The 19,862-nt window shown below is 70.6% G+C and carries 17 protein-coding genes; 4 read left to right on the top strand and 13 right to left on the bottom strand.

Annotated elements, in window-relative coordinates:
• Window positions 1-12: 12 nt before the first annotated feature.
• The 8 genes from ACV22W_RS11480 to ACV22W_RS11445 form a co-directional block, all read right to left on the bottom strand.
• Window positions 13-1,092: an ABC transporter ATP-binding protein gene (locus tag ACV22W_RS11480; RefSeq protein WP_448019244.1), complete on the bottom strand. Its 1,080-nt coding sequence runs from the start codon at window positions 1,090-1,092 to the stop codon at window positions 13-15.
• Window positions 1,093-1,141: 49 nt separating this feature from the next.
• The gene (locus ACV22W_RS11475) at window positions 1,142-2,308 is read right to left on the bottom strand and encodes an ABC transporter substrate-binding protein (protein WP_448019243.1); all 1,167 of its coding nucleotides are present in this window, start codon (window positions 2,306-2,308) and stop codon (window positions 1,142-1,144) included.
• A 263-nt stretch (window positions 2,309-2,571) separates the two neighbouring features.
• Window positions 2,572-3,147, bottom strand: a complete 576-nt coding sequence (locus ACV22W_RS11470; RefSeq protein WP_175910988.1) for an RBBP9/YdeN family alpha/beta hydrolase — start codon at window positions 3,145-3,147, stop codon at window positions 2,572-2,574.
• Window positions 3,148-3,169: 22 nt separating this feature from the next.
• Window positions 3,170-4,498 (bottom strand): MFS transporter, encoded by a 1,329-nt coding sequence (locus tag ACV22W_RS11465; protein ID WP_448019241.1) that lies wholly within the window; start codon window positions 4,496-4,498, stop codon window positions 3,170-3,172.
• Window positions 4,499-4,654: 156 nt separating this feature from the next.
• The gene (locus ACV22W_RS11460; RefSeq protein ID WP_059524336.1) at window positions 4,655-5,710 is read right to left on the bottom strand and encodes a BKACE family enzyme; all 1,056 of its coding nucleotides are present in this window, start codon (window positions 5,708-5,710) and stop codon (window positions 4,655-4,657) included.
• Window positions 5,711-5,835: 125 nt separating this feature from the next.
• A complete protein-coding gene (locus ACV22W_RS11455) occupies window positions 5,836-6,684 on the bottom strand; it encodes a TauD/TfdA dioxygenase family protein (protein ID WP_448019240.1) in 849 nt (282 codons plus the stop codon).
• A gap of 10 nt (window positions 6,685-6,694) precedes the next feature.
• Window positions 6,695-7,675, bottom strand: coding sequence for a quinone oxidoreductase family protein (locus tag ACV22W_RS11450; protein ID WP_059524340.1), 981 nt, complete (start codon window positions 7,673-7,675; stop codon window positions 6,695-6,697).
• A 33-nt stretch (window positions 7,676-7,708) separates the two neighbouring features.
• Entirely contained in the window at window positions 7,709-8,635 is a 927-nt protein-coding gene (locus ACV22W_RS11445; RefSeq protein WP_448019239.1) for a universal stress protein, read from the bottom strand.
• Window positions 8,636-8,889: 254 nt separating this feature from the next.
• On the opposite strand from ACV22W_RS11445, the gene ACV22W_RS11440 reads away from it, so the two are divergent.
• The 3 genes from ACV22W_RS11440 to ACV22W_RS11430 all read left to right on the top strand — a co-directional run bounded on the left by ACV22W_RS11440 (window position 8,890) and on the right by ACV22W_RS11430 (window position 13,881).
• The gene (locus ACV22W_RS11440) at window positions 8,890-11,583 is read left to right on the top strand and encodes a LuxR C-terminal-related transcriptional regulator (RefSeq protein WP_448019237.1); all 2,694 of its coding nucleotides are present in this window, start codon (window positions 8,890-8,892) and stop codon (window positions 11,581-11,583) included.
• Between the two features lie 249 nt (window positions 11,584-11,832).
• A complete protein-coding gene (locus ACV22W_RS11435; RefSeq protein WP_448019235.1) occupies window positions 11,833-12,957 on the top strand; it encodes a porin in 1,125 nt (374 codons plus the stop codon).
• Window positions 12,958-13,176: 219 nt separating this feature from the next.
• A complete protein-coding gene (locus tag ACV22W_RS11430; RefSeq protein WP_448019234.1) occupies window positions 13,177-13,881 on the top strand; it encodes a glutathione S-transferase N-terminal domain-containing protein in 705 nt (234 codons plus the stop codon).
• A gap of 135 nt (window positions 13,882-14,016) precedes the next feature.
• Here the strand turns inward: ACV22W_RS11430 and ACV22W_RS11425 are convergent, their stop codons facing one another.
• A complete protein-coding gene (locus ACV22W_RS11425) occupies window positions 14,017-14,529 on the bottom strand; it encodes a MarR family winged helix-turn-helix transcriptional regulator (protein WP_448019232.1) in 513 nt (170 codons plus the stop codon).
• A 132-nt stretch (window positions 14,530-14,661) separates the two neighbouring features.
• On the opposite strand from ACV22W_RS11425, the gene ACV22W_RS11420 reads away from it, so the two are divergent.
• A complete protein-coding gene (locus ACV22W_RS11420; RefSeq protein ID WP_448019231.1) occupies window positions 14,662-15,846 on the top strand; it encodes an MFS transporter in 1,185 nt (394 codons plus the stop codon).
• A 180-nt stretch (window positions 15,847-16,026) separates the two neighbouring features.
• Here ACV22W_RS11420 and cobM read toward each other — a convergent pair whose 3' ends face one another.
• From cobM to cbiE, 4 genes are read right to left on the bottom strand one after another with little or no spacing between them, the layout of a single operon-like run.
• Window positions 16,027-16,755 (bottom strand): precorrin-4 C(11)-methyltransferase, encoded by a 729-nt coding sequence (gene cobM, locus ACV22W_RS11415; protein WP_448019229.1) that lies wholly within the window; start codon window positions 16,753-16,755, stop codon window positions 16,027-16,029.
• Window positions 16,756-16,797: 42 nt separating this feature from the next.
• Window positions 16,798-17,529 carry a cobalt-precorrin-6A reductase gene (locus tag ACV22W_RS11410; protein ID WP_448019228.1) on the bottom strand — a complete coding sequence of 244 codons (732 nt, stop codon included), beginning with the start codon at window positions 17,527-17,529 and terminating at the stop codon, window positions 16,798-16,800.
• Window positions 17,526-18,614 carry a cobalt-precorrin-5B (C(1))-methyltransferase gene (locus tag ACV22W_RS11405; RefSeq protein ID WP_448019226.1) on the bottom strand — a complete coding sequence of 363 codons (1,089 nt, stop codon included), beginning with the start codon at window positions 18,612-18,614 and terminating at the stop codon, window positions 17,526-17,528. The genes ACV22W_RS11410 and ACV22W_RS11405 overlap by 4 nt, the downstream gene beginning before the upstream one ends.
• The gene (gene cbiE / locus ACV22W_RS11400; RefSeq protein ID WP_448019307.1) at window positions 18,614-19,849 is read right to left on the bottom strand and encodes a precorrin-6y C5,15-methyltransferase (decarboxylating) subunit CbiE; all 1,236 of its coding nucleotides are present in this window, start codon (window positions 19,847-19,849) and stop codon (window positions 18,614-18,616) included. The genes ACV22W_RS11405 and cbiE overlap by 1 nt, the downstream gene beginning before the upstream one ends.
• Window positions 19,850-19,862 lie beyond the last annotated feature (13 nt).

Genomic DNA, 19,862 nt, shown 5'->3' with positions numbered 1-19,862 from the left:
TGCAGCGGCCGTTCATTGCGCGTCTCCCGCATAGACGAGCGTGCGCGCCGGCGCGACGCGCAGCCGCAACCGCTCGCCCTCCGCGAATTCGCCTGCGACCCGCGCCCAGATCGGGCCGAACGGCGTGATCGCGCGGATGAGCGAGTCGCGGCCGCCGTATTCGACCGTTTCGACGGTCGCATCGAATGCGTTGTCGGCCCCTTCTTCCGCCCGCTCGATGTCGTCGGGGCGCAGCGCGACCACCACGTCCTTGCCGTCGAAACCGTCCATCGGCACGCCCGCGATGCGCACGCCCGCCGCGGTGACGTTCACGCAGTCGCCGGCCATCCCTTCGAGCGTGAACGGCAGCACGTTGCGATAGCCCATGAAGCGTGCGACGTGCAGATTGTGCGGGCGCGTGTACACGTCTTTCGGCGACGCGACCTGCTGCACGACGCCCTCCTTCATCACGACGATCCGGTCGGCCATCGACAGCGCCTCGTCCTGGTCGTGCGTCACGTAGATCGTCGCGCGTTCGAGCTGCGTATGGATGCGGCGGATCTCGGCACGCATCTCGATGCGCAGCTTCGTGTCGAGGTTCGACAGCGGCTCGTCCATCAGCACGAGCGGCGGCTCGATGACGATCGCGCGCGCGATCGCGACGCGCTGCTGCTGCCCGCCCGACAGCTGCCCGGGCAGCTTGCCCTCGTGGCCGACGAGCTGCACGAGTTCGAGCGCCTGCTGCGCGCGCCGCCGCGTTTCCTGCTTCGGCACGCCGCGCATCTTCAGCCCGAAGCCGACGTTCTCCAGCACCGACATGTGCGGAAACAGCGCGTAGTTCTGGAACACCATGCCGAAGCCGCGGCGCTCGGGCGGCAATACGTCGATGCGCGTGTCGTCGAGCCAGATGCCGCCGCTCGTGAGCGGCTGCAGCCCGGCGATGCAGTTCAGCGCGGTCGACTTGCCGCAGCCAGACGGGCCGAGCAGCGCGATGAACTCGCCGCGCCGGATGTCGAGATCGAGCCCGTTCAGTGCGGCGACCTGCGCGCCCTCCGCATTGGTGAAGCTGCGGCACACGCCGTCGAGCCGCAACCGTTCGAAACTGTGCTTCATTACGCGAACTCCGTCGGCGCGGGCGCCGCGGCGCCCGCGGGTTCATGCGTCATTTCGACTTCTGCGAACCGATCTCGCGGTCCCACTTCTGGAACGCCGCGACCATCGCCTGCGCGTTGAGCGGCTGCACGTGCGGACGATCCGCGAGCAGCTTCGCGTACTCGGGGCGGCCGAACTTCCTGATCACCTCTTGGCTGTGCGCGGGCGCCATCTCGAGCGTCACGCCCTTCACCGCCGGGCCCGGATAGAAGTAGCCGTCGTCGTAGGTCATCGCCTGCTGCGCCGGTTCGAGCAGGAAGTTCATCAGCTTGAACAGCACGTCGAGCTTGTCCTTCGCCACGCCCTTCGGAATCACCATGTAGTGCGCGTCGTTGACCCACGTCATGTTGTCGAATGCCTGGACCCGGAAGTCGGCCGGCACGATGCCGAGCGCGCGCGGGTTGAGGTCCCAGCCTGTGACGGTCACCGTCATGTCGCGCGTGCCTTCGCCGAGCTCCTTCATCACGGCCGACGTGCCGCCCGGGTAGTACGGCACGCAGTCGTTGAGCTGCTTCAGGAACGCCCAGGTCTTGTCCCAGCCGTTGATCGGGTCTTGCGGGTTCTTGTCGCCGAGCACGTACGGCAGCCCCATCAGGAAGGTGCGGCCGGGGCCCGAATTCGCCGGGCGTGCGTAGATCAGCTTGTTCGGATGCGCCTTGCACCACGCGAGCAGCTGCTCGGGCGTCTTCGGCGGATCGCTCACCTTGGCCGGGTTGTATTCGAGCAGCGGGCCGGCCGGCATGTAGGTCACTTCGAGACCGAAGCCCTGCGCGAGATCCTGCATCTTGCGCGGGCCGGGCGCGTATTTGTCGAGCACGCCGGGGAACGCGCCCGCGCTGTCGGGCAGCAGCTTCAGCCACAGGTTCTGCTCGATGCCGGCAGCCAGCGCGTCGGTGCCCGTCAGCACGAGGTCGATGTCGGCACGGCCCGCCGCCTGCATCGCCTTGATCTTGCCCGGCAACTGCGGCGCTGGCGCGTTCGTGAAGGTGACGTTCGAGACGAGATTCGGGTTCTTTTCCTTGAACGCCTCGATGGCCTTCTGCGTGAGCTGCAGGTTGCCCGCGACGTCGACGACATTCAGCGACACGGGAGCCGCGACGGTGGCCGCGGCCGACAGCGTCAGGCCCAGCGCCAGGGCGATCCGGCGGACACGGCGCGCGATCGTGGTGGTGTTCATGTCTCCTCGCTTCGGTCGGTGGATGGGACCGTTCTTTCGGGAAATCATGACGGCGTTATACGATGTCGGTCAACAAAAAACCGACCCGCGCGGGGCGGGAATTTCCCTAACAAAAACCTTCCGTTTGTCGAGGATGTGCTTCTTGGCCATTGCGACGGATACGTCGCATGTTAGGACGTCGTATATCAACGGACGCCGAACCGGAATCGGTTCGGACGGACGCGCCGGCATGAAAAGCGTGCGCGGCGCGTTGCGGACGGCGCTCAGGCCGCACGGAGCGCGATCACCTCCCCGATCAATCGCTCCGCATCCCGCCATTCGCCGAAACCCGAAGCCGGGTTCAAGTGTCCGACTTCGCCGAGATCGACGAGCCGGCTGCCCCACCCGGCCGCCAGCGCCTGCGTGCGTTCGAATCGCGCGAGCGGATCGTTGCGGCTCGCGGCCACGATGCTCGGAAACGGCAGCGGCCGGGTCGGCACCGGCGTCCAGCCGTGCGCGTCGAGCGCATCCGGTGTCGGATAGCCTGCGGGCATCGGCGTATCGAGATCGGCCGGTGCGGCGAGCAGCGCGCCGTCGATGGCACGCGTGGCCTGCAGCGCCCAATGCACGGTGATCATCACCCCCGCGCTGTGCGCGACGAGGATCACGGGGCCGTCGATTGCGGCCAGCGCCGCATCGAGCGCCGCGACGCGCGCGGCCCGGCTCAGCTTGTCGGCTTCGAGCGGCGCGACGGCGCGGGCGTTCGGCAGGCGCCGTTGCAGATGCGTCTGCCAGTGATCTTCGACGTGATCGCGCAAGCCGGGCACGATCAGGATGGTGGGCGCGGTCGCCAGGGTCATGCTGCCTCCGGGAGGGTTCGGTTCAGGAAAGATGTGACGCGCGTCGTTCGCGTTCGACGCGCGCGAGATCGGCCGCGTAGCTCGCGCGTCCGATCGCGAACAGCGCGGCGGCCGCGAGCGGCACGGCGGGAATCCATTGCAGTGCGCCGACGAGGCCGGCGCGATCGGCGACCCACCCCGTCAGCAGCGGGCCCGGCGCCATGCCGAGCAGGTTGTTGGCGAGCGTGAGCGTGGCGAACGCCGATGCGTGAATCGCGGCCGGCGTGAGGTTCGCGACCATCGCGCCCGATGCGCCTGACGCACCCGCGCCGACGAGCATGCCCGCGCAGATCAGTGCGAGTTGCAGCGGCCCGGGCGGCAGCCGGAACGCGACCGCGAGGCATACGCCCGTCAGCACGCAATACGCGATCGCGGTCAGCCATTTGCGCGAGCCGTCGGCGCGTCCGACGCGGTCGGTGACGATCCCGCAGCCGACCATCCCGACGCCCGACAGCAGCACGAAGCCGGCCGCAAGCACGGCGGCACGGTCCGGCGCCATCGCGTAATAGCGGTTCAGGTAGCTCGGCAGCCAGGCGAACAGCGCGCCGGGCACGAACAGGTGCAGCCCGCTGCCGACATACGCGCAGATCACCGAACGGGATGCGAACAGCCCCGACATCAGCGCGCGCACGCTGCCGCGCAGGTCGCGCGGCGCATCGGCATGGGGCCGGCACGGCTCGACGCGGCATGCCGCGAGCCGCCGTTCGGTGACGATGCCGCGGTACGCGACGAGCAGCACGATGCCGAGCGCGGCCATCACGCCGAACGACCAGCGCCAGCCGAGATGCGCGCCGACGAGGCCGCCGAGCGCCATCCCGAACACGGAGCCGAACGCGCCGCCGGCCATGAACGCGCCGGTCAGCGTCGCGCGCAGGCGCGCCGGAAAGATGCTGAGGATCAGCGCGACGCCGACGCTGCCGTACGCGGCTTCGCCGAGGCCGACGAGCCCGCGCGCCACGAGCATTTCGGCGTAGTTGGTCGACAGCGCGCAGCCGAGCGTCGCGACGCTCCACAGCGCGGCCATCAGCACGATGCTGCGCACGCGGCCGAAGCGGTCGGCGAGCACCGACAGCGGAAACGTCAGCAGCCCGACGAGCAGCGCGACGACCCCGGACAGCGAACCGAGCTGCGTGTCCGACAGCCCCCACGCGTGCTTGAGCAGCGGAAACACGGCATTGAGCACCTGCCGCGACATGTAGTCCGACAGCAGCAGGCCGACGGTCAGCCCGAACACGAGCCAGGCATAGGCCGGCGCGCGCCGCCCGGTGGCCGCCACGTCCTGCAGCGACGGCTCGACGTGATGAATCAGCATGCGTGTCTCCTCCGGCACCGGTGCGGCAATGCGCCGGCGCGGCTTGCGCGGCCCCGCTCCGTTCGTCGGAGCTTGCCTCGCGCACCGCGCGAGGGTGGGTGCCGCGCCACATCGATCGGCGGGCGGCGCTTGCGCGCCACCCGGATGCGCGGTGCGTCAGGCCGCGCGCAGCGGCACGCTCAGCTGGCCGGGCCGGCGGTTCGGCGCCATCCCGAGCTGCGCGAGCGTTTCGTCGACGCCGTCGTACTGCACGCCGATCCGGTAGATCGCCTTCGCCTCCTTGCCGGTCGCGATATCGCGGCCGAGTTCGCGCGCGATCCGAACGCACTGCTCGACCTGCTGCACCGACGTCATCCGGTTGCCCTTCTGGTCGATGATCGTGTCCTCGATCCCGCAGCGCGGATGCAGCCCGAGCGCCATCGCGACGGTGTTGATCGGCAGCACGTTCTTCATCAGCGATTCGAGCGTGATGCACGCGCCGTCCGGGCAGCGCCGCACGAATTCCATGAAATTGTACGGATTCGGGCCGTCGAAGCCGCCGCCGATACCGACCCACGTGACGTTCAGCGGGCCGCGATAGACGCCGCGACGGATGATCCGCTCGAGCGTCTCGAGCGCGTGCATGCCGGTGAGCTGGAAATGCGGCTGGATGCCGGCCGCCTGCAGCCGGCGCAGGTGCTCGTCGACCCAGCCGGGGCCGGCCGGGACGGTCATCTCGCGGTATGCGTCCCACAGCGCCGCCTCGTTCAGCGACGTGCCGGCGATGTCCTTGCGGTTCATCAGCTCGGTGATGTTCATCTGCACGGTGTTGATCGCGACCGTCACCTGGTCGGGCTTCGGCGTCAGCTCGGCGAGCATGTGGCGCGTGTCGTCGGACAGCCATTTCGCTTCCGCGCCGTCGCCTTCCGGCGCGAACGAGATCGAGCCGCCGACCTGCAGGATCATGTCGGGCACCGCCTCGCGCAGCCGGCCGAGCAGCTCGTTGAATTTCGACAGCCGCTTGCTGCCCTTGCCGTCGAGCTCGCGCACGTGCAGGTGCAGCACCGTCGCGCCTGCGTTGTAGCAGTCGACGGCCTTCTGTACGTGCTCGTCCATCGTCACCGGAATGTCTTCCGGGAAATCCGCGGGCATCCATTCGGGGCCGTACGGCGCGACCGTGATGACTACCTTGTCCTGGTTTTCCGGGTGCAGCGAATCGTCGAGAAATTGCATGTCGTCCTCCAGATGGAATCGTTGTGTTCGGGGCGTACGGGCGTGCGTGTCCCGTCGCGCCGGGCGGCAGGCCCGGCGTGTTGCATGGGGTTTCAGGAACCGGTCAAGGCGCGGGCGCGTTCAGATCAGAACGGCACGTCGCCGACGATGCCCGCGCGCTCCATCTTGCGCACGCAGGGCGGATAGTCCATCACCGCGTAATGCTGCGTGCTGCGGTTGTCCCAGATCGCGACGCTGTTCTTCCTCCAGCGCCAGCGCACCTGGTATTCGGGGATATAGGCCTGGCTGACCAGGTATTGCAGCAACTGGCCGGCGCCGGGATTCGCGTCCTGCCCGTAGCGCACGCGCCCGGGCGTGTGGAAGTTCGTGAAGTGCGTCGTGAACGCGTTCACGTACAGCACCTTCTCGCCCGTTTCGGGATGCGTGCGCACGACCGGATGCTCGGCGTCCGGATACTGCGCCTTCAGCGCGAGACGCTTGTCGATCGGCATCGCCGCGCCGAAGCTCGCCTCGATGCTGTGACGCCCGCGCAAGTCCGCGATCTGCTGCTTCACGTGTTCCGGCAGGTTTTCATACGCGAGTACCATGTTCGCCCACATCGTGTCGCCGCCAACCGTCGGACCGTCGATGCAGCGCAGCACGCAGCCTAACGGCGGCGCCACGCGCCAGCTCGCATCGCTGTGCCACGCATTCTCGTAGCGGTCGTTCGGCTGGTCGGGCGACTTGTAGATCCGCACGAGCCCCGGATGCTCGGGGTCGCTGCCGGCGACCGGATGATCCTCGAGCTCGCCGAAGCGGCGCGCGAACGCGACGTGCTCGGCGCGCGTGATGTCCTGGTCGCGCAGGAACAGCACGCGATGGCGCAGCAGCTGCGCGCGGATCTCGGCGAACAGGCCGTCGTCGTGCACGGCGTCGGCGAGGCTCACGTCCAGCAGCTCCGCGCCGATCGCACAGGTCAGGGGTTCGACTCGCATGCGCGTCTCCTCAGACGATGAATACCGACGAGCCGGTCGTCTTGCGCGATTCCAGGTCGCGGTGCGCCTGCGCCGCGTCCTGCAGCGCATAACGCTGATTGATCTCGATCCGGATGCGGCCGGCCGCGACGTGCGCGAACAGTTCGCCGGCCAGGTCGTTCTTCTCGGCCGGATCGGCGATGTAGTCGGCCAGCGCCGGGCGCGTCAGGTACAGCGAGCCCTTCATCGCGAGGCGCTGCGGGTCGAATGGCGGGATCGGGCCCGACGCCGTGCCGACGCAGACCATCAGCCCGCGCCGCTTCAGCGAATCGAGCGAGCCTTCGAAGGTGTCCTTGCCGACGCTGTCGAACACGACGTCGACGCCGACGCCGTCCGTCAGTTCGCGCACGCGTTTCGCGACGTCCTCGCGGCTGTAGTCGATCGTGTGGTCGCAGCCGTGTGCGCGGGCGACCGCGGCCTTGTGCTCGCTCGACACGGTGCCGATCACGGTGAGCCCGAGCAGCTTCGCCCATTGCGACACGATCAGCCCGACGCCGCCCGCGGCCGCGTGCAGCAGGATCGTGTCGCCCGGCGCGAACGCGTGGATGCGGCGCAGCAGGTAGGCCGAGGTCAGCCCGCGCATCGTCATCGCCGCGGCCGTTTCGCATGCGATGCCGGCGGGCAGCTTGACGAGCGGCGCGGCCGGAATCAGCCGTTCGGTGCTGTACGCGCCGAGCGTGTTGAGGAAGCCGGTGTAGGTCACGCGATCGCCGACGGCGACGTTCGTCACGCCGGGGCCGACGGCCTCGACCACGCCGGCTGCCTCGACGCCGATGCCCGCCGGCAGCGGAACCGGATACAGGCCGCTGCGGAAGTACGTGTCGGCGAAGTTCAGGCCGACGGCCTCGTGCCGCAGGCGAACCTGCCCGGCGCCCGGCTCGCCGACTTCGACCGCTTCCCAGCGCAGCACGTCGGGGCCGCCGGTTTCGTGGAATCGCACTGCATGTGCCATCGTGTTCTCCGTAAGTATTCAGTCGGATGCGCGTCACGCATCGTCGGATTCGTCCGCGCCCGGCGTCGTCGCGGCTGCGCCGCTCGCCGGGGGCGCGTCCAGTTCGTTCCAGTCGGCGTCGCCCAGGTAGCGCCGCGCGGCCGGGAAAATCACGCCTTCGATGCGTCCCATCTGCTCGAACGCACCGCGCGCATAGTCGGCGAGCGCGGCATCGAACGCGGCCGACGGCAACCCGTCGGCGGCGAGCCGCGCCAATGCGTCGAGCGCGTGCGCATCGCGGCGCCGCTGGCGGTCGAGCTCGTCGAGTTCGGCCGCGGCGCTCTCCGCCCGCATGCGCAATGCCGCGAACAGGCGTGCTTCGGCCGACGCGCCGAAGCGCGCATGCTGCAGCGCCGCGAGCGATGCGAGCGCCGCCAGCGGGCCACCCGCGTCGCCGGTCGGCCGCGTTGCCGCGTCGGAGGCTTCGCTCGCCATCGTCAGCGCGTGCAGCCGCTCGCCGAGCGCGCGATGCGCCGCGAGACAGCGGGAAATCACGCGTGCCTCGGCCGGCGCACGCCGCGCCGGGCACACGAGCACCGGCACGCCGCTCGTCGCCAGCAGCACCCGCCGTTGCGCGGCCGTGGCAGCATCGGCATCGTGCGGCAGCGCCGCGACGGCGATCAGGTCGCAGCCGAGCTCGCCGGCGAGCGTGGCCGGTAAAGTGTCGCCGGCCCCCGGATGGCCGGCCCCCGGATGGCCGGCCCCCGCGATCGCATGGGACAGGCCCTGCGCCCGTGCGGCGGCTTCCACTTTCGCACCGTGTCCCGGCATCCGCGCTCCGGATAAACGCGAGTCCGGCGCGGCGGCGGACAGCACGAACGTGACCCGCGCGCCGACCGCACGCGCCAGTTCGAGCGCATGGCCGATCGCATCGATGCCGCCGGGCACGCCGTCGACCGTCACGAGCAGATGGCGATACATCGTGCCGCCCCGCTTATCCGGCGCTCGGTGCGCTGCGTCGCGCGCCGGTCGATACGATGTTCATGGTCCCTCCTCGTTGCATTCGTCGGTTGCGTTCGTCACGCATCGGAACCCATGCTATCGACCGGGCGGCGGTGCGGCCCCACTCGTCGCGGGGGGGATTGACGCGCGAACGCGGTTCGGTCGATCCTTCCCCCCACGCCCACCCCGGACGCTGGCCCGCACGGCATCGCCGGATTCCGACTCCTGCCCCGATGGCCCACCCACCCGATCGCGCCGACGCGCCCCCCACCGAACTCGTGCTGAAGACGACCGCGCCGCGCGTGCCGGCGCAGTTGCTCGCGCGTGCGCGGCTGAGCCTTGCCGCGCCGGCGTTCGACGCGCGGCCCGTCACGCTCGTGCAGGCGCCGGCCGGCTACGGCAAGACCTCGCTGCTCGCGCAATGGCGGCGCGAATCCCTCGCGCTCGGTCGCGCGGTCGTGTGGCTGTCCGCCGACGAGCGCGACGACGCACCGCGCCTGCTGCAGGGGCTCGTGCAGGCGGTGCGCACCGGTTGCGCGCGGCCCGGCTTCGGGCGCCTGATTCCGGACGGCGCGGCCCGCGCGCTGGAGGGACTGACCGCCTGGCTGGCCGAAGTCGCGCAACTGTCGATCGACGCGCTGCTGATCGTCGACGACGCGGAGCGGTTGCCGCCCGCCGGCCTCGACGCGCTGACCTACGTGCTGCACAACGCGCCGCAGAACCTGCGGGTGGTCGTCGCGGCCCGGCGCGGGCTCGATCACGCGGCCGGCGACCTGCTCGCCGGCGGGCAATGCACGCTCGCGGGCCCCGACTGGTTGCGCTTCACGCTCGACGAGACGATCGCGCTGGTCGGCGCGCGCTTTGCGCAGCGGGTCGACGCCGACGCGTGCGCGCGCCTGTTCGAACGCGTCGACGGCTGGCCGCTCGGGCTGCAGCTCGCGATGGCCGCGATGGCGCGCTCGGCCGATCCGCGCCAGGCCGTCGACGCGCTCGCCGCGCGAATGGACGGCACCCGCGACCGGCTCGTCGAGCTGCTGCTCGCGAATCTGTCGGTCGACGACACCGCGTTCCTCACACGCACGAGTGTCGCCGATCGCCTGCATCCGTCGCTGTGCGCCGCGCTGCTCGACGACGCGAACGCCCCCGACCAGCTCGCGCGCCTCGCACGCGACACGCCGCTGTTCATCGCGTCCGACGATTCCGACTGGTGCCGGCTGCATCCGCTCGTGCGCGATACGTTGCGCGACCGCCTCGCGGCAAGCCCCGACGCCGAGCGCAGCGCGCTGCACGCACGCGCGGCCGCGTGGCTCGACGCGCACGGGATGACGGAGGAGGCCGCGCGCCACGCGTACGCGGCCGGCCAGTTCGACACGGCATACGCGCTTGCGCAGCGCTGCCTCGAGGACGCGATCAAGCAGGGCCGCATCAACGACGTGCTCGACTGGCTCGCGCTGCTGCCCGATGCGGAACTCGACAAGCGTCCCACGCTGCGGATCGCGGTCGCCTGGGCGCTGGCACTCGGCGAGCGCCATGTCGAGGCGCAGCGCCAGATCGCCGGTATCCTGGCCGATGCCGGCACGCCGGCCGCGATGCGCTACGAATGCGCGCTGATCCTCAGCGCGGCGGCCTATTACGCCGATGAAATCGACCGGTTCGTCGAGCTGTTCGAACCGTGGGCCGACTTCACGCCGCCCGCGGCGACGTGGCTCGCGCAGATGCATGCGAACCGCCTGTCGGCGCGCGCGATCATCGTCGGCGAACCGGCGCAGGCACGCCGCTTCCAGCAGGCGGCGCCGCGCGGCGAGACGGCGGCCGGATTCGGCTACGTCGCGCGCTGGGGCGAACTGATCACCGGCCTGAGCTACCTGCGCGAAGGCCAGATCCGGCTCGCGGACGACGCGTTGTCGCCGGCGCTCGCGCGTGCGGAAGCTGACCTCGGGCGCCGCCATCCGCTGACCTGCATGCTCGCGGCGATGTGCGCGGCGATCGCGTACGAGGCCGATCGCGTCGACCAGGCCGCCGCGCTGCTCGCGAACCGGCTCGACGTGCTCGAGCACGCGGGCACGCCCGACACCGTGCTGCTCGGCTACCGGACGGCCGCGCGCATCGCGCTGCTGCACGGCGTCGAGCATCGCGCGATCGACCTGCTCGAGGCGCTCGACGCGATGGGTGTCGCGCGCCGGCTGCCGCGCCTGTCGGTCGCGAGTCTCGCCGAGCAAGTGCGCATTCACGCGGCCCGCTATCGCGAGGCGACCTGCCATGCGCTCGTGGAACGCATCGATGCGATCGCCGCGGCGGAGTTTTCGTCGCACGGGCCGCTGTGGCGACGTCCCGTCGTGCTGCTGCAGGCGACGGCGCACGCGTGCGCCGCACTTGCCGCGCGCCGCTGGGACGATGCGTGCGCGGCGCTCGACGAAGCGGCGGTGCTGGCGCGCGAGATGAGCATGGGGCGCGAGCGCATCGAGATCATGGCGCTCAGCGCGTTCGCGCTCGAACAGTCCGGACACGGCGGCCGCGCGCTGCTCGACGAGGCGATGAACCTTGCCGACATGTTCGGCCTCACGCGCACGCTCGCCGACGCACATCCGGCCGTCGCCGACTGGGCGCGCCGCATCGGCGACGAGGCGCCCGCGGGCGACGGCCCCGTCCGGCCCGCGCAGCCGCAACCGCGCATCGTACCGCCCGCGCCACGCAGCCCGGCGAGCCCGCGCGCGGTGCCGAGCGTCGTGCTGACGCCCAAGGAACGCGCGATTCTCGAACTGCTCGCGCGCAACCTGTCGAACAAGGAAATCGCGGTGGCGCTCGCCGTCGGCGAGGAAACCGTGAAGTGGCACCTGAAGAACCTGTTCGGCAAGCTCGACGCCAGCTCGCGCAAGCATGCGGTGCGCCGCGCGCTGGTGCTCGGATTGCTCGAAAGCGCGCCTTGAACGCCGTCTGCACGCGTCTGTAGCGGCCTTGCCCCGCCGTTGACGGCAGCGTCGCCGCCGCCCGCCCCCCGATTCTCCGCAACCCTGCCCCCCGCGCATGGGGGGGAGCGGCCGCGCGTCGTTGCGTAACCTTTCCGCACGGCTCGCACCGGCGTCGCATCACGCGCCTTCCCGCCTGCCTCGATGCTTCCCCTGCTTCACCCGCCCGGGCTCGATCCCGTGCGGTCCATTACGATCCTGGAGACTTCGATGAAGACGAAACTGGCCGCGCTCGCGGCGCTTGCCGGCTGTTCGGCGTTCGCGCATGCGCAATCCTCCGTCACGCTGTACGGCGTGGTCGACACGGGCCTGCTGTACCAGAGCACGTCGGCCGCGTCGTTCAGCCCGCATGCGCCGAACACCGGCAAGGTGTTCCGCATGAAGGACGGCGGCATCTATTCGAGCTTCTGGGGCATCAAGGGCAGCGAGGACCTGGGCGGCGGCTACAAGGTCAACTTCAAGCTGCAGGGTTCGTTCGACAGCGGCACCGGCAAGATGCAGCTGAGCGACACGCCGGGCGCCGTCGCGATCTTCAACCAGGTTGCATCGCTCGGCGTGTCGGGGCCGTTCGGCACGTTCACGGCAGGCCGCCAGATCGTGCCGATGATCTACGCGATGGCCGACACCGACGTGCGCAACGCGCAGTTCTTCGGCAGCGTGCTGACCGCGTGGCTCGGCCTGAACACCGCGGCCGGCTGGCCGGGGACGAGCACCAACGGCGCGATCGGCGCGCTGTACGACAGCAACGCGCTCGTCTATCAGTCCCCGACGTTCGCGGGCGCGTCGATCGCGCTCGAATACGCGCCCGGGGGCGTCGCCGGTCAGTTCCAGGGCGGCACGCGCGAGTCGGTCGTGCTGCGGTACTCGAACTACGGACTCAATGCGTCGGCCCTCTACTACAACGGCCACGACACGAATCCGGCGCCGGGCGTCGCGCCGACCGGCGTCGACAACAACCGCTTCGTCTACGTCGGCGCGAAATACACGATCCGCGATTTCTCGGTGTCGGCGTCGTACGGCAACGGCCGGAATCCGTCGCATGCGGACAAGGTGAACCTCGACATGCTGTCGGCCGGCGTCGGCTATCGCTTCACGCCCGCGCTGCAGGTCGCCTCGGCCGTGTACTACCTGAAGGACCGCAACCGCGCCGAGAACCGGTCGACGGCCGTCGTGCTCACGGCCGACTACAGCCTGTCGAAGCGGACGATGGTCTATGCGCAGGTCGGCCACGTGAACAACCGCGGCACGATGGCCCAGATGCTCGTATACGGGCAGCCGGTCGCGCCCGGGGTCGGCACGACCGCCGCGATGCTCGGGCTGCGGCACAACTTCTGACGAAGCGGCAACGCGACGCGGCAACGACGCGGCGGCGCTCGGGCAAGGCGCGCGGCCGCCGTCTGCAACGATCGCGGGGATCGGCTACAGTGGGCGTTTTCGGCGCGCCCCGCCCGTCTGTCGAAGTGTTCGTCCCGTTCCTGTCGCGATGTCAGGGGCGGTCGGCGATGCGCGGCAGGACGGCGGAGCGCGGATCCTCCACGTTGACGAGCGAACTCCATGCCCGATCTGTCCGCCTTCCCGATCACGAAGAAATGGCCTGCCCAGCACCCCGACCGTCTGCAGCTGTACTCGCTGCCGACGCCGAACGGCGTCAAGGTGTCGATCATGCTCGAGGAAACCGGCCTGCCGTACGAGCCGCACCTCGTGCGCTTCGACACCAACGACCAGCTGTCGCCCGAATTCCTGTCGCTGAACCCGAACAACAAGATCCCGGCGATCATCGATCCGAACGGCCCGGACGGACGGCCGCTGCCGCTGTTCGAATCCGGCGCGATCCTGATCTATCTGGCGGACAAGACGGGCCAGCTGATCCCGAAGGATCCCGCGGGCCGCTACGAGACGATCCAGTGGGTGATGTTCCAGATGGGCGGCATCGGCCCGATGTTCGGGCAGGTCGGCTTCTTCCACAAGTTTGCGGGCCGCGATTACGAAGACAAGCGTCCGCGCGACCGCTACGTTGCCGAATCGAAGCGCCTGCTCGCCGTGCTCGACGCGCATCTCGCGAACCGCAAGTGGATCATGGGCGACACGTACACGATCGCCGACATCGCGATCTTCCCGTGGGTGCGTAACCTCGTCGGCTTCTATGAAGCGGGCGACCTGGTCGGCTTCGGCGAATTCAAGCATGTCGCGCGGGCGCTCGATGCGTTCGTCGCGCGTCCGGCCGTCGCGCGCGGGCTCAACATCCCGGCACGCGACTGAGCCGCGTCGCGGGCGCACCTCGCGGCCCGCGCTCTGCCTGGCCCGCCGCATCGCGCGGCGGGCGATTCTCCCGCTTCCTTCGGGCGTTTTCGTTTCCCGCTCGCTGCGTTCATTCGACGCGCCGATTCGGCGGCGCTATTTTTCGGCGGACGTCGACGCCCCTTCCCCCAATCCCGCCAGCAGCTTTTCCAGCAGCGCTGAAAGCTGCGCCTGCTCCGCCTCCGACAGCGCGGCCAGCATCGCGCGCTGATTGTCGACGTGCGCGACCACCGCATCGTCGATCAGCGCGCGGCCGGCATCGGTCAGCGCGACGAGCGTGCCGCGGCCGTCGGCCGGGTTCGGCCGGCGCTCGACCCAACCGGCCTTCTGCAGCCGGTCGATGCGCGCGGTCATCCCGCCCGACGACATCATCAGCGCGTCGTACAGCGCGGTCGGCGTCAGCGCGAACGGCGCGCCGCTGCGCCGTAGCGTCGCCAGCACGTCGAATTCGCCGGGCTGCATCCCGTAGCGCGCGAACAACGGATTGAGACCGTCGCGTGCGATCACCAGTGCGGCCTCCTGCAGCCGTCCCATCACGAGCATCGACGACGCGTCCAGATCCGGACGCTCGACGCGCCATTGCGCGAGCGCATGCGCGGCTCGATCCATTAACCCTCCTCGGCTCACCAGTTATCTTGACGTCGAGATAAATCGGCATTTATCTTGATGTCGAGACACTTTACATGAAAACGCGCGGCACCCCGGACGGAGGTGTCGCGCACCGATACCGAGGGCCGTTCCATGAATCGCTTCACTTCTCCCGGATGGCGGCTTGCCGCCATCGTGCTGGTCGGACTGAACCTGCGGCCGGCGCTGGCCGCGATCGGTCCGCTGCTCGACATGATCCAGCGCGCGACCGGCATCGGCGACGGCGCGGCGAGCCTGCTGACCACGATCCCGATCCTGCTGATGGGCCTGGGCGCGTTGAGCGCGCGGCGGCTGCAGCGCGTGACGGGAATCGCGGGCGGCGTATGGCTGGGCGTCGCGCTGATCGGCTTCGCCTGCGCGTCGCGCATCGGCGCGCAGCACGCGTGGCTGCTGCTCGCGAGCGCATGCTGCGCGGGACTCGGGATCGCGATGGTGCAGGCGTTGCTGCCGGGATTCGTGAAGGCGCATTTCGCGACGCGGATCGGCGGCGCGATGGGCGTCTATTCGACGTCGATCATGGGCGGTGCGGTGCTCGCGAGCGTCGTCGCGCCGTTCGCCGCGGCCCGCTGGGGCTGGCTGGTCGCGCTCGCGGGCTGGGCGCTGCCGGCCGCTGTCGCGGCGCTCGCGTGGCCGCTGGCCAGCCGGGGCGGCCACGCGTGGGCGTCCGGGCCGACGTCGCGGTCGATGGTGCAGGCGCGGCCGTCGCGCTCGCCGCGCGCGTGGCGGCTCGCGCTGTTCTTCGGGATCGCGACGGGCGCCTATACCCTCGTGCTGGCATGGCTGCCGCCGTACTACATGCGGCTCGGCTGGTCGCCGACCGCGGCCGGCAGCCTGCTCGGCGGCGTGACGCTCGCCGAAGTCGTCGCGGGGCTCGCGGTCTCGGCGACGATCGACCGCCTGCCCGATCGCCGGCCCGCGCTGCACGCGGCGATCGCGTCGCTGCTCGCGGGGCTGCTGGTGATGCTGGCCGCGCCGCAGACACTTGCGTTGCCGGCTGCGCTGCTGACGGGTGCCGGTATCGGCGCGCTGTTTCCGTTGTCGCTGATCGTCACGGTCGATCATGCGGCGACACCGGCCGATGCGGCGTCGTTGACGGGGTTCGTGCAGGGCGTCGGCTATCTGATCGCCGGGCTGTTTCCGTTCGCGGCGGGCATCGTGCGCCAGCATCTCGCGGATCTGTCGCCCGCGTGGGTCGCGATGGCTTGCCTGTGCGTGGTGCTGTTCGCGCTGGCGACGGGGTTCGCGCCGCGGTTTGCGCGGCACGTTGCGCGGGCGTAGCGCGAGTCAGACGCTGCGCGTGAAAACGTTGACCCGGTTCGTGGCGGGTGCGCGGTTCGCCGGTGTTGTGCAGTTACGTCAGATGGCACGGTTGGCGCCGTTTGGCCAAAAGCGTTGATCAGCGGGTCTACTCGCGAGAAAACCCGTCGCCGCGATGCCTCGCGTTCCATGCACGCGCAATCAACTGCCGCTCGCATACAGCGTCGAATCCGTGAACTCTTGCGCATCGAGCACGCGCCCGATCAGGATCAGCGCGGTGCGCTCGATCCGCGTGCCCTGCACCTTGCCGACGATGTCGGCCAGCGTGCCGGTCACGCGTTCCTCGTCGGGCCAGCTCGCCCGGTAGATCACCGCGACCGGGCAGGCGGGCCCGTAATGGGGCAGCACTTCGTCGACGATCCGCGCGAGATGCCGCACGCCGAGATGGATCGCGAGCGTCGCGCGATGCGCGGCGAGCGCGCCGAGCGCTTCGCCTTCCGGCATCGTCGTCTTGCCCGCGAAGCGCGTGAGGATCACCGTCTGCGCGACACCGGGCAGCGTCAGCTCGACGCCGAGCGTCGCCGCGCACGCGGCCGTGGCCGTCACGCCGGGCACGATTTCATACGGAATCCCGAGGGCTTTCAGCCGGCGGATCTGTTCGCCGATCGCGCCGTACAGCGACGGATCGCCCGAATGCACGCGCGCGACGTCCTGGCCTTTCGCATGCGCGGCGGCGAGCAGCGCGACGATCGCATCGAGGTCGAGCTCGGCCGTATTGACAACCTGTTCCGCGCGATGGCCGTCGAGCACGGCTGGCGGCACGAGCGAGCCTGCGTACAGAATCACCGGGCACGTGCGCACGAGACGCTGGCCCTTCACCGTGATCAGTTCCGGGTCGCCGGGGCCCGCACCGATGAAATACACCGTCATCGAAAAATCTCCGTCAATTCATGGGGCAGTCGGCGCGCGGCGTCACGCGCGCGCGCTCGGGTCGAGCGCATCGAGCAGCGCGGCGGCCGAGTCGAACGCGCGATCGGCGTCGGGCTGCGCCGGCCGTCGCAGCATCACGACCGGCAGCCTGCGTTCGCGCGCGACATCGAGCTTGGCCTCGGTCGCGGCGCCGCCGCTGTTCTTGCTGACGACGACATCGATGCCCGCGAGCGCGAACAGCGCGCGCTCGCCGTCGAGCGTAAACGGCCCGCGCGCGGCGAGGATCTGCGCGCGCGCGTTGCCGGGATGCGCATCGAGGCAGCGCACCAGCCAGAACTGGTGCGGCGGAATCTCGTCGAGATGCGCGAGCGGTTCGCGGCCGAGCGTGAACAGCGGCCGCCGGAACGGCGCGAGCGCGGTCTCGATGCCCGCCCAGTCGTCGACCATCCGCCAGTCGTCGCCGGGTTGCGGCGCCCACGGCGCGCGGCGCAGCGCCCACAGCGGCACGCCCGCGTCGCGCGCGGCGGCCGCCGCGTTCGCGCTGATTCGCGCGGCATACGGATGCGTCGCGTCGATCACGAGGCCGATGCCGGCGCCATGCAGGTACGCGGCGAGCCCCGCCGCTCCGCCGAAGCCGCCAACGCGCACTTCGCAGCGCAAGTCGTCGGGCACCTTGCCGAGGCCCGCGAGGCTGTAGACGTGTTGCGGGCCGAGTGCGCGCGCGATCTTCAGCGCGTCGCCGGTGCCGCCGAGCAGCAGGATGCGCGCGCTCATCGTGCGCTCCCGACGAAGCGGCCCTGCCGATCGATCGCGAACATTTCGACCGCGACCGATGGCGGCACGATGTCGCGCGCGACCCGCAGCGCATGCGCGCAGACGATGTCGCCGAGCGGCACGCCGTCGGCCTGCGCGAGCTTGAGCGCTTCCTGGCTGGTGTTCGCCGCGCGCATCGCGGCCTGCAGAGCCGCGTTCGCGCCCGCCTCGGCCGCCCACTGCGCAAGCAGCGGCAGGTCGATGCTCGAATGGCGGCTGTGCAGGTCGAGATGGCCCGCCGCGAGCTTGCTGAGCTTGCCGAAACCGCCGCACATCGACAGGCGCGCGACCGGCGCGCGGCGCAGGTGCTTGAGCACCGCGCCGGCGAAATCGCCCATTTCGATCAGCGCCATGTCGGGCAGGCCGTAGTGCGCGCGCATCGCATCCTCGCTCGCGTTGCCGGTACACGCGGCGATGTGCGCGATTCCGTTCGCGCGGGCGACGTCGATGCCCTGGTGGATCGACGCGATGTACGCCGAGCAGGAGAACGGCCGCACGATGCCGGTCGTGCCGAGGATCGACAATCCGCCGACGATGCCGAGGCGCGGGTTCATCGTCTTCAGCGCGAGCGCCTCGCCGCCCTCGACGCCGATCGTCACGTCGAAGCCGCCTGCGTAGCCGAATTCGGCCGCGAGCGCGTCGAGGTGCGCGGTCATCATCTGGCGCGGCACCGGATTGATCGCCGGTTCGCCGACCGGCAGCGTGAGTCCGGCACGCGTGACGGTGCCGACACCCGGTCCCGCGTGAAAGCGCACGCCGGGCGCCGCCGCGAGCGCGACGCGCGCGAAGACCAGCGCACCGTGCGTGACGTCCGGATCGTCGCCGGCATCCTTGATCGTGCCGGCTTCCGCGCCGTCGGCCGTCGTCCGGCAGAACGCCAGCCGCATCATCACGTGCTGCCCCTTCGGCAGCACGATCTCGACGGCGTCGACCGCGACGCCCGCGAGCAGCAGGCGCGCGGCCGCGAGCGACGTCGCGGTCGCGCAGCTGCCGGTCGTGTAGCCGAAGCGCAGCGGTGCCGGTTGTTCGGGGGTTTCGTCGCGCATCACGCGGGGGCCGTGAGGTTCGTTGCCGTCGCATCGGGTTTGCGCACGTCGTACAGCGTGACGGGCAACGGCTGCCGCCACGTGTCGAAGCGGCCGAGCGGCTCGGCGTGCGCGAGCGACACGCGCGTGAGCGTGCCGCCGTGCGTCTCGCGCCACGCGGCGAGCGCGAGCTCGCCTTGCAGCGTGACCGCGTTCGCGACGAGCCGGCCGCCGGGCTTCAGCGCCGACCAGCACGCGTCGAGCACGCCGGGCGCGGTCGCGCCGCCGCCGATGAAGATCGCGTCGGGCGCAGCGAGCCCCGCGAGCGCAGCGGGCGCGCGCCCCGCGACGAGTTGCAGCCCCGGCACGCCGAGCGCGTCGCGGTTGTGCTCGATGAAGCGCTGGCGCTCCGCATGCGACTCGATCGCGATCGCCTGGCACGACGGATGCGCGCGCATCCATTCGATGCCGATCGAGCCGCTGCCCGCGCCGACGTCCCACAGCAATTCGCCGGGCGCGGGCGCGAGGCGTCCGAGCGTCAGCGCGCGCATGTCGCGCTTGGTGAGCTGGCCGTCGTGGCGGTACGCGTCGTCGGGCAGGCCGGGCGTGAGTGCGCGGCGAGGCGCATCGGGGCCGGCCTGGCAGTCGAGCGCGATCAGATTGAGCGCGGCGGTTTCGTCGATGTTCCAGTCTTGCGCGAGACCGTCGATGCGCCGCTCGAGCGGCCCGCCGAGGTGTTCGAACACGCTGATGCGCGTCGGACCGAAGCCGCGCGCGGCGAGTTCGGCGGCGACCGTGGCAGGCGTGTGGCCGTCGGCGCTCAGCACGAACAGGCGCCGGCCCGGCAGCAGGTGGCGCGCGAGCGTCGCGAGCGGCCGGCCGACGAGCGACACCGCGCCGACGTCCTGCAATGCCCAGCCGAGCCGCGCGGCCGCCAGCGACAGCGACGACGGCGCGGGCAGCACGCGCCATTCGTCGGGGGATAGTTCGCGCGCGAGTGTCGCGCCGACGCCGAACAGCATCGGGTCGCCGCTCGCCAGCACGCAGACGGGCGAACCGCGTCGCGCGAGCAGGCCCGACAGGTCGAATGGCGACGGCCACGCGGCGCGCTCGGCCCGCAGCCGCGCGGGCAGCATGTCGAGGTGCCGCTTCGCGCCGACGACCCACGACGCCTCGAGCAGCGCGCGCCGTGCGCTGCGCCCGAGCCCCGCGTAGCCGTCGTCGCCGATGCCCACTACCGTCAGCCACGCCGTCATGCACCCTTCCCCA

Source organism: Burkholderia sp. AW49-1, assembly GCF_053427845.1.
This window is presented reverse-complemented; position numbering and strand designations above follow the sequence as displayed.

What these genes read in the sequence shown, in the direction of transcription:
- ACV22W_RS11480 (WP_448019244.1), bottom strand. Translation starts at nt 1,092, where the DNA reads ATGAAGCACAGTTTCGAACGGTTGCGGCTCGACGGCGTGTGCCGCAGC.
- ACV22W_RS11470 (WP_175910988.1), bottom strand. Translation starts at nt 3,147, where the DNA reads ATGACCCTGGCGACCGCGCCCACCATCCTGATCGTGCCCGGCTTGCGC.
- cobM (WP_448019229.1), bottom strand. Translation starts at nt 16,755, where the DNA reads ATGACGGTGTATTTCATCGGTGCGGGCCCCGGCGACCCGGAACTGATC.
- ACV22W_RS11405 (WP_448019226.1), bottom strand. Translation starts at nt 18,614, where the DNA reads ATGCGCGACGAAACCCCCGAACAACCGGCACCGCTGCGCTTCGGCTAC.
- ACV22W_RS11475 (WP_448019243.1), bottom strand. Translation starts at nt 2,308, where the DNA reads ATGAACACCACCACGATCGCGCGCCGTGTCCGCCGGATCGCCCTGGCG.
- ACV22W_RS11450 (WP_059524340.1), bottom strand. Translation starts at nt 7,675, where the DNA reads ATGGCACATGCAGTGCGATTCCACGAAACCGGCGGCCCCGACGTGCTG.
- cbiE (WP_448019307.1), bottom strand. Translation starts at nt 19,849, where the DNA reads ATGACGGCGTGGCTGACGGTAGTGGGCATCGGCGACGACGGCTACGCG.
- ACV22W_RS11460 (WP_059524336.1), bottom strand. Translation starts at nt 5,710, where the DNA reads ATGCAATTTCTCGACGATTCGCTGCACCCGGAAAACCAGGACAAGGTA.
- ACV22W_RS11445 (WP_448019239.1), bottom strand. Translation starts at nt 8,635, where the DNA reads ATGTATCGCCATCTGCTCGTGACGGTCGACGGCGTGCCCGGCGGCATC.
- ACV22W_RS11455 (WP_448019240.1), bottom strand. Translation starts at nt 6,684, where the DNA reads ATGCGAGTCGAACCCCTGACCTGTGCGATCGGCGCGGAGCTGCTGGAC.
- ACV22W_RS11435 (WP_448019235.1), top strand. Translation starts at nt 11,833, where the DNA reads ATGAAGACGAAACTGGCCGCGCTCGCGGCGCTTGCCGGCTGTTCGGCG.
- ACV22W_RS11440 (WP_448019237.1), top strand. Translation starts at nt 8,890, where the DNA reads ATGGCCCACCCACCCGATCGCGCCGACGCGCCCCCCACCGAACTCGTG.
- ACV22W_RS11465 (WP_448019241.1), bottom strand. Translation starts at nt 4,498, where the DNA reads ATGCTGATTCATCACGTCGAGCCGTCGCTGCAGGACGTGGCGGCCACC.
- ACV22W_RS11425 (WP_448019232.1), bottom strand. Translation starts at nt 14,529, where the DNA reads ATGGATCGAGCCGCGCATGCGCTCGCGCAATGGCGCGTCGAGCGTCCG.
- ACV22W_RS11420 (WP_448019231.1), top strand. Translation starts at nt 14,662, where the DNA reads ATGAATCGCTTCACTTCTCCCGGATGGCGGCTTGCCGCCATCGTGCTG.
- ACV22W_RS11410 (WP_448019228.1), bottom strand. Translation starts at nt 17,529, where the DNA reads ATGAGCGCGCGCATCCTGCTGCTCGGCGGCACCGGCGACGCGCTGAAG.
- ACV22W_RS11430 (WP_448019234.1), top strand. Translation starts at nt 13,177, where the DNA reads ATGCCCGATCTGTCCGCCTTCCCGATCACGAAGAAATGGCCTGCCCAG.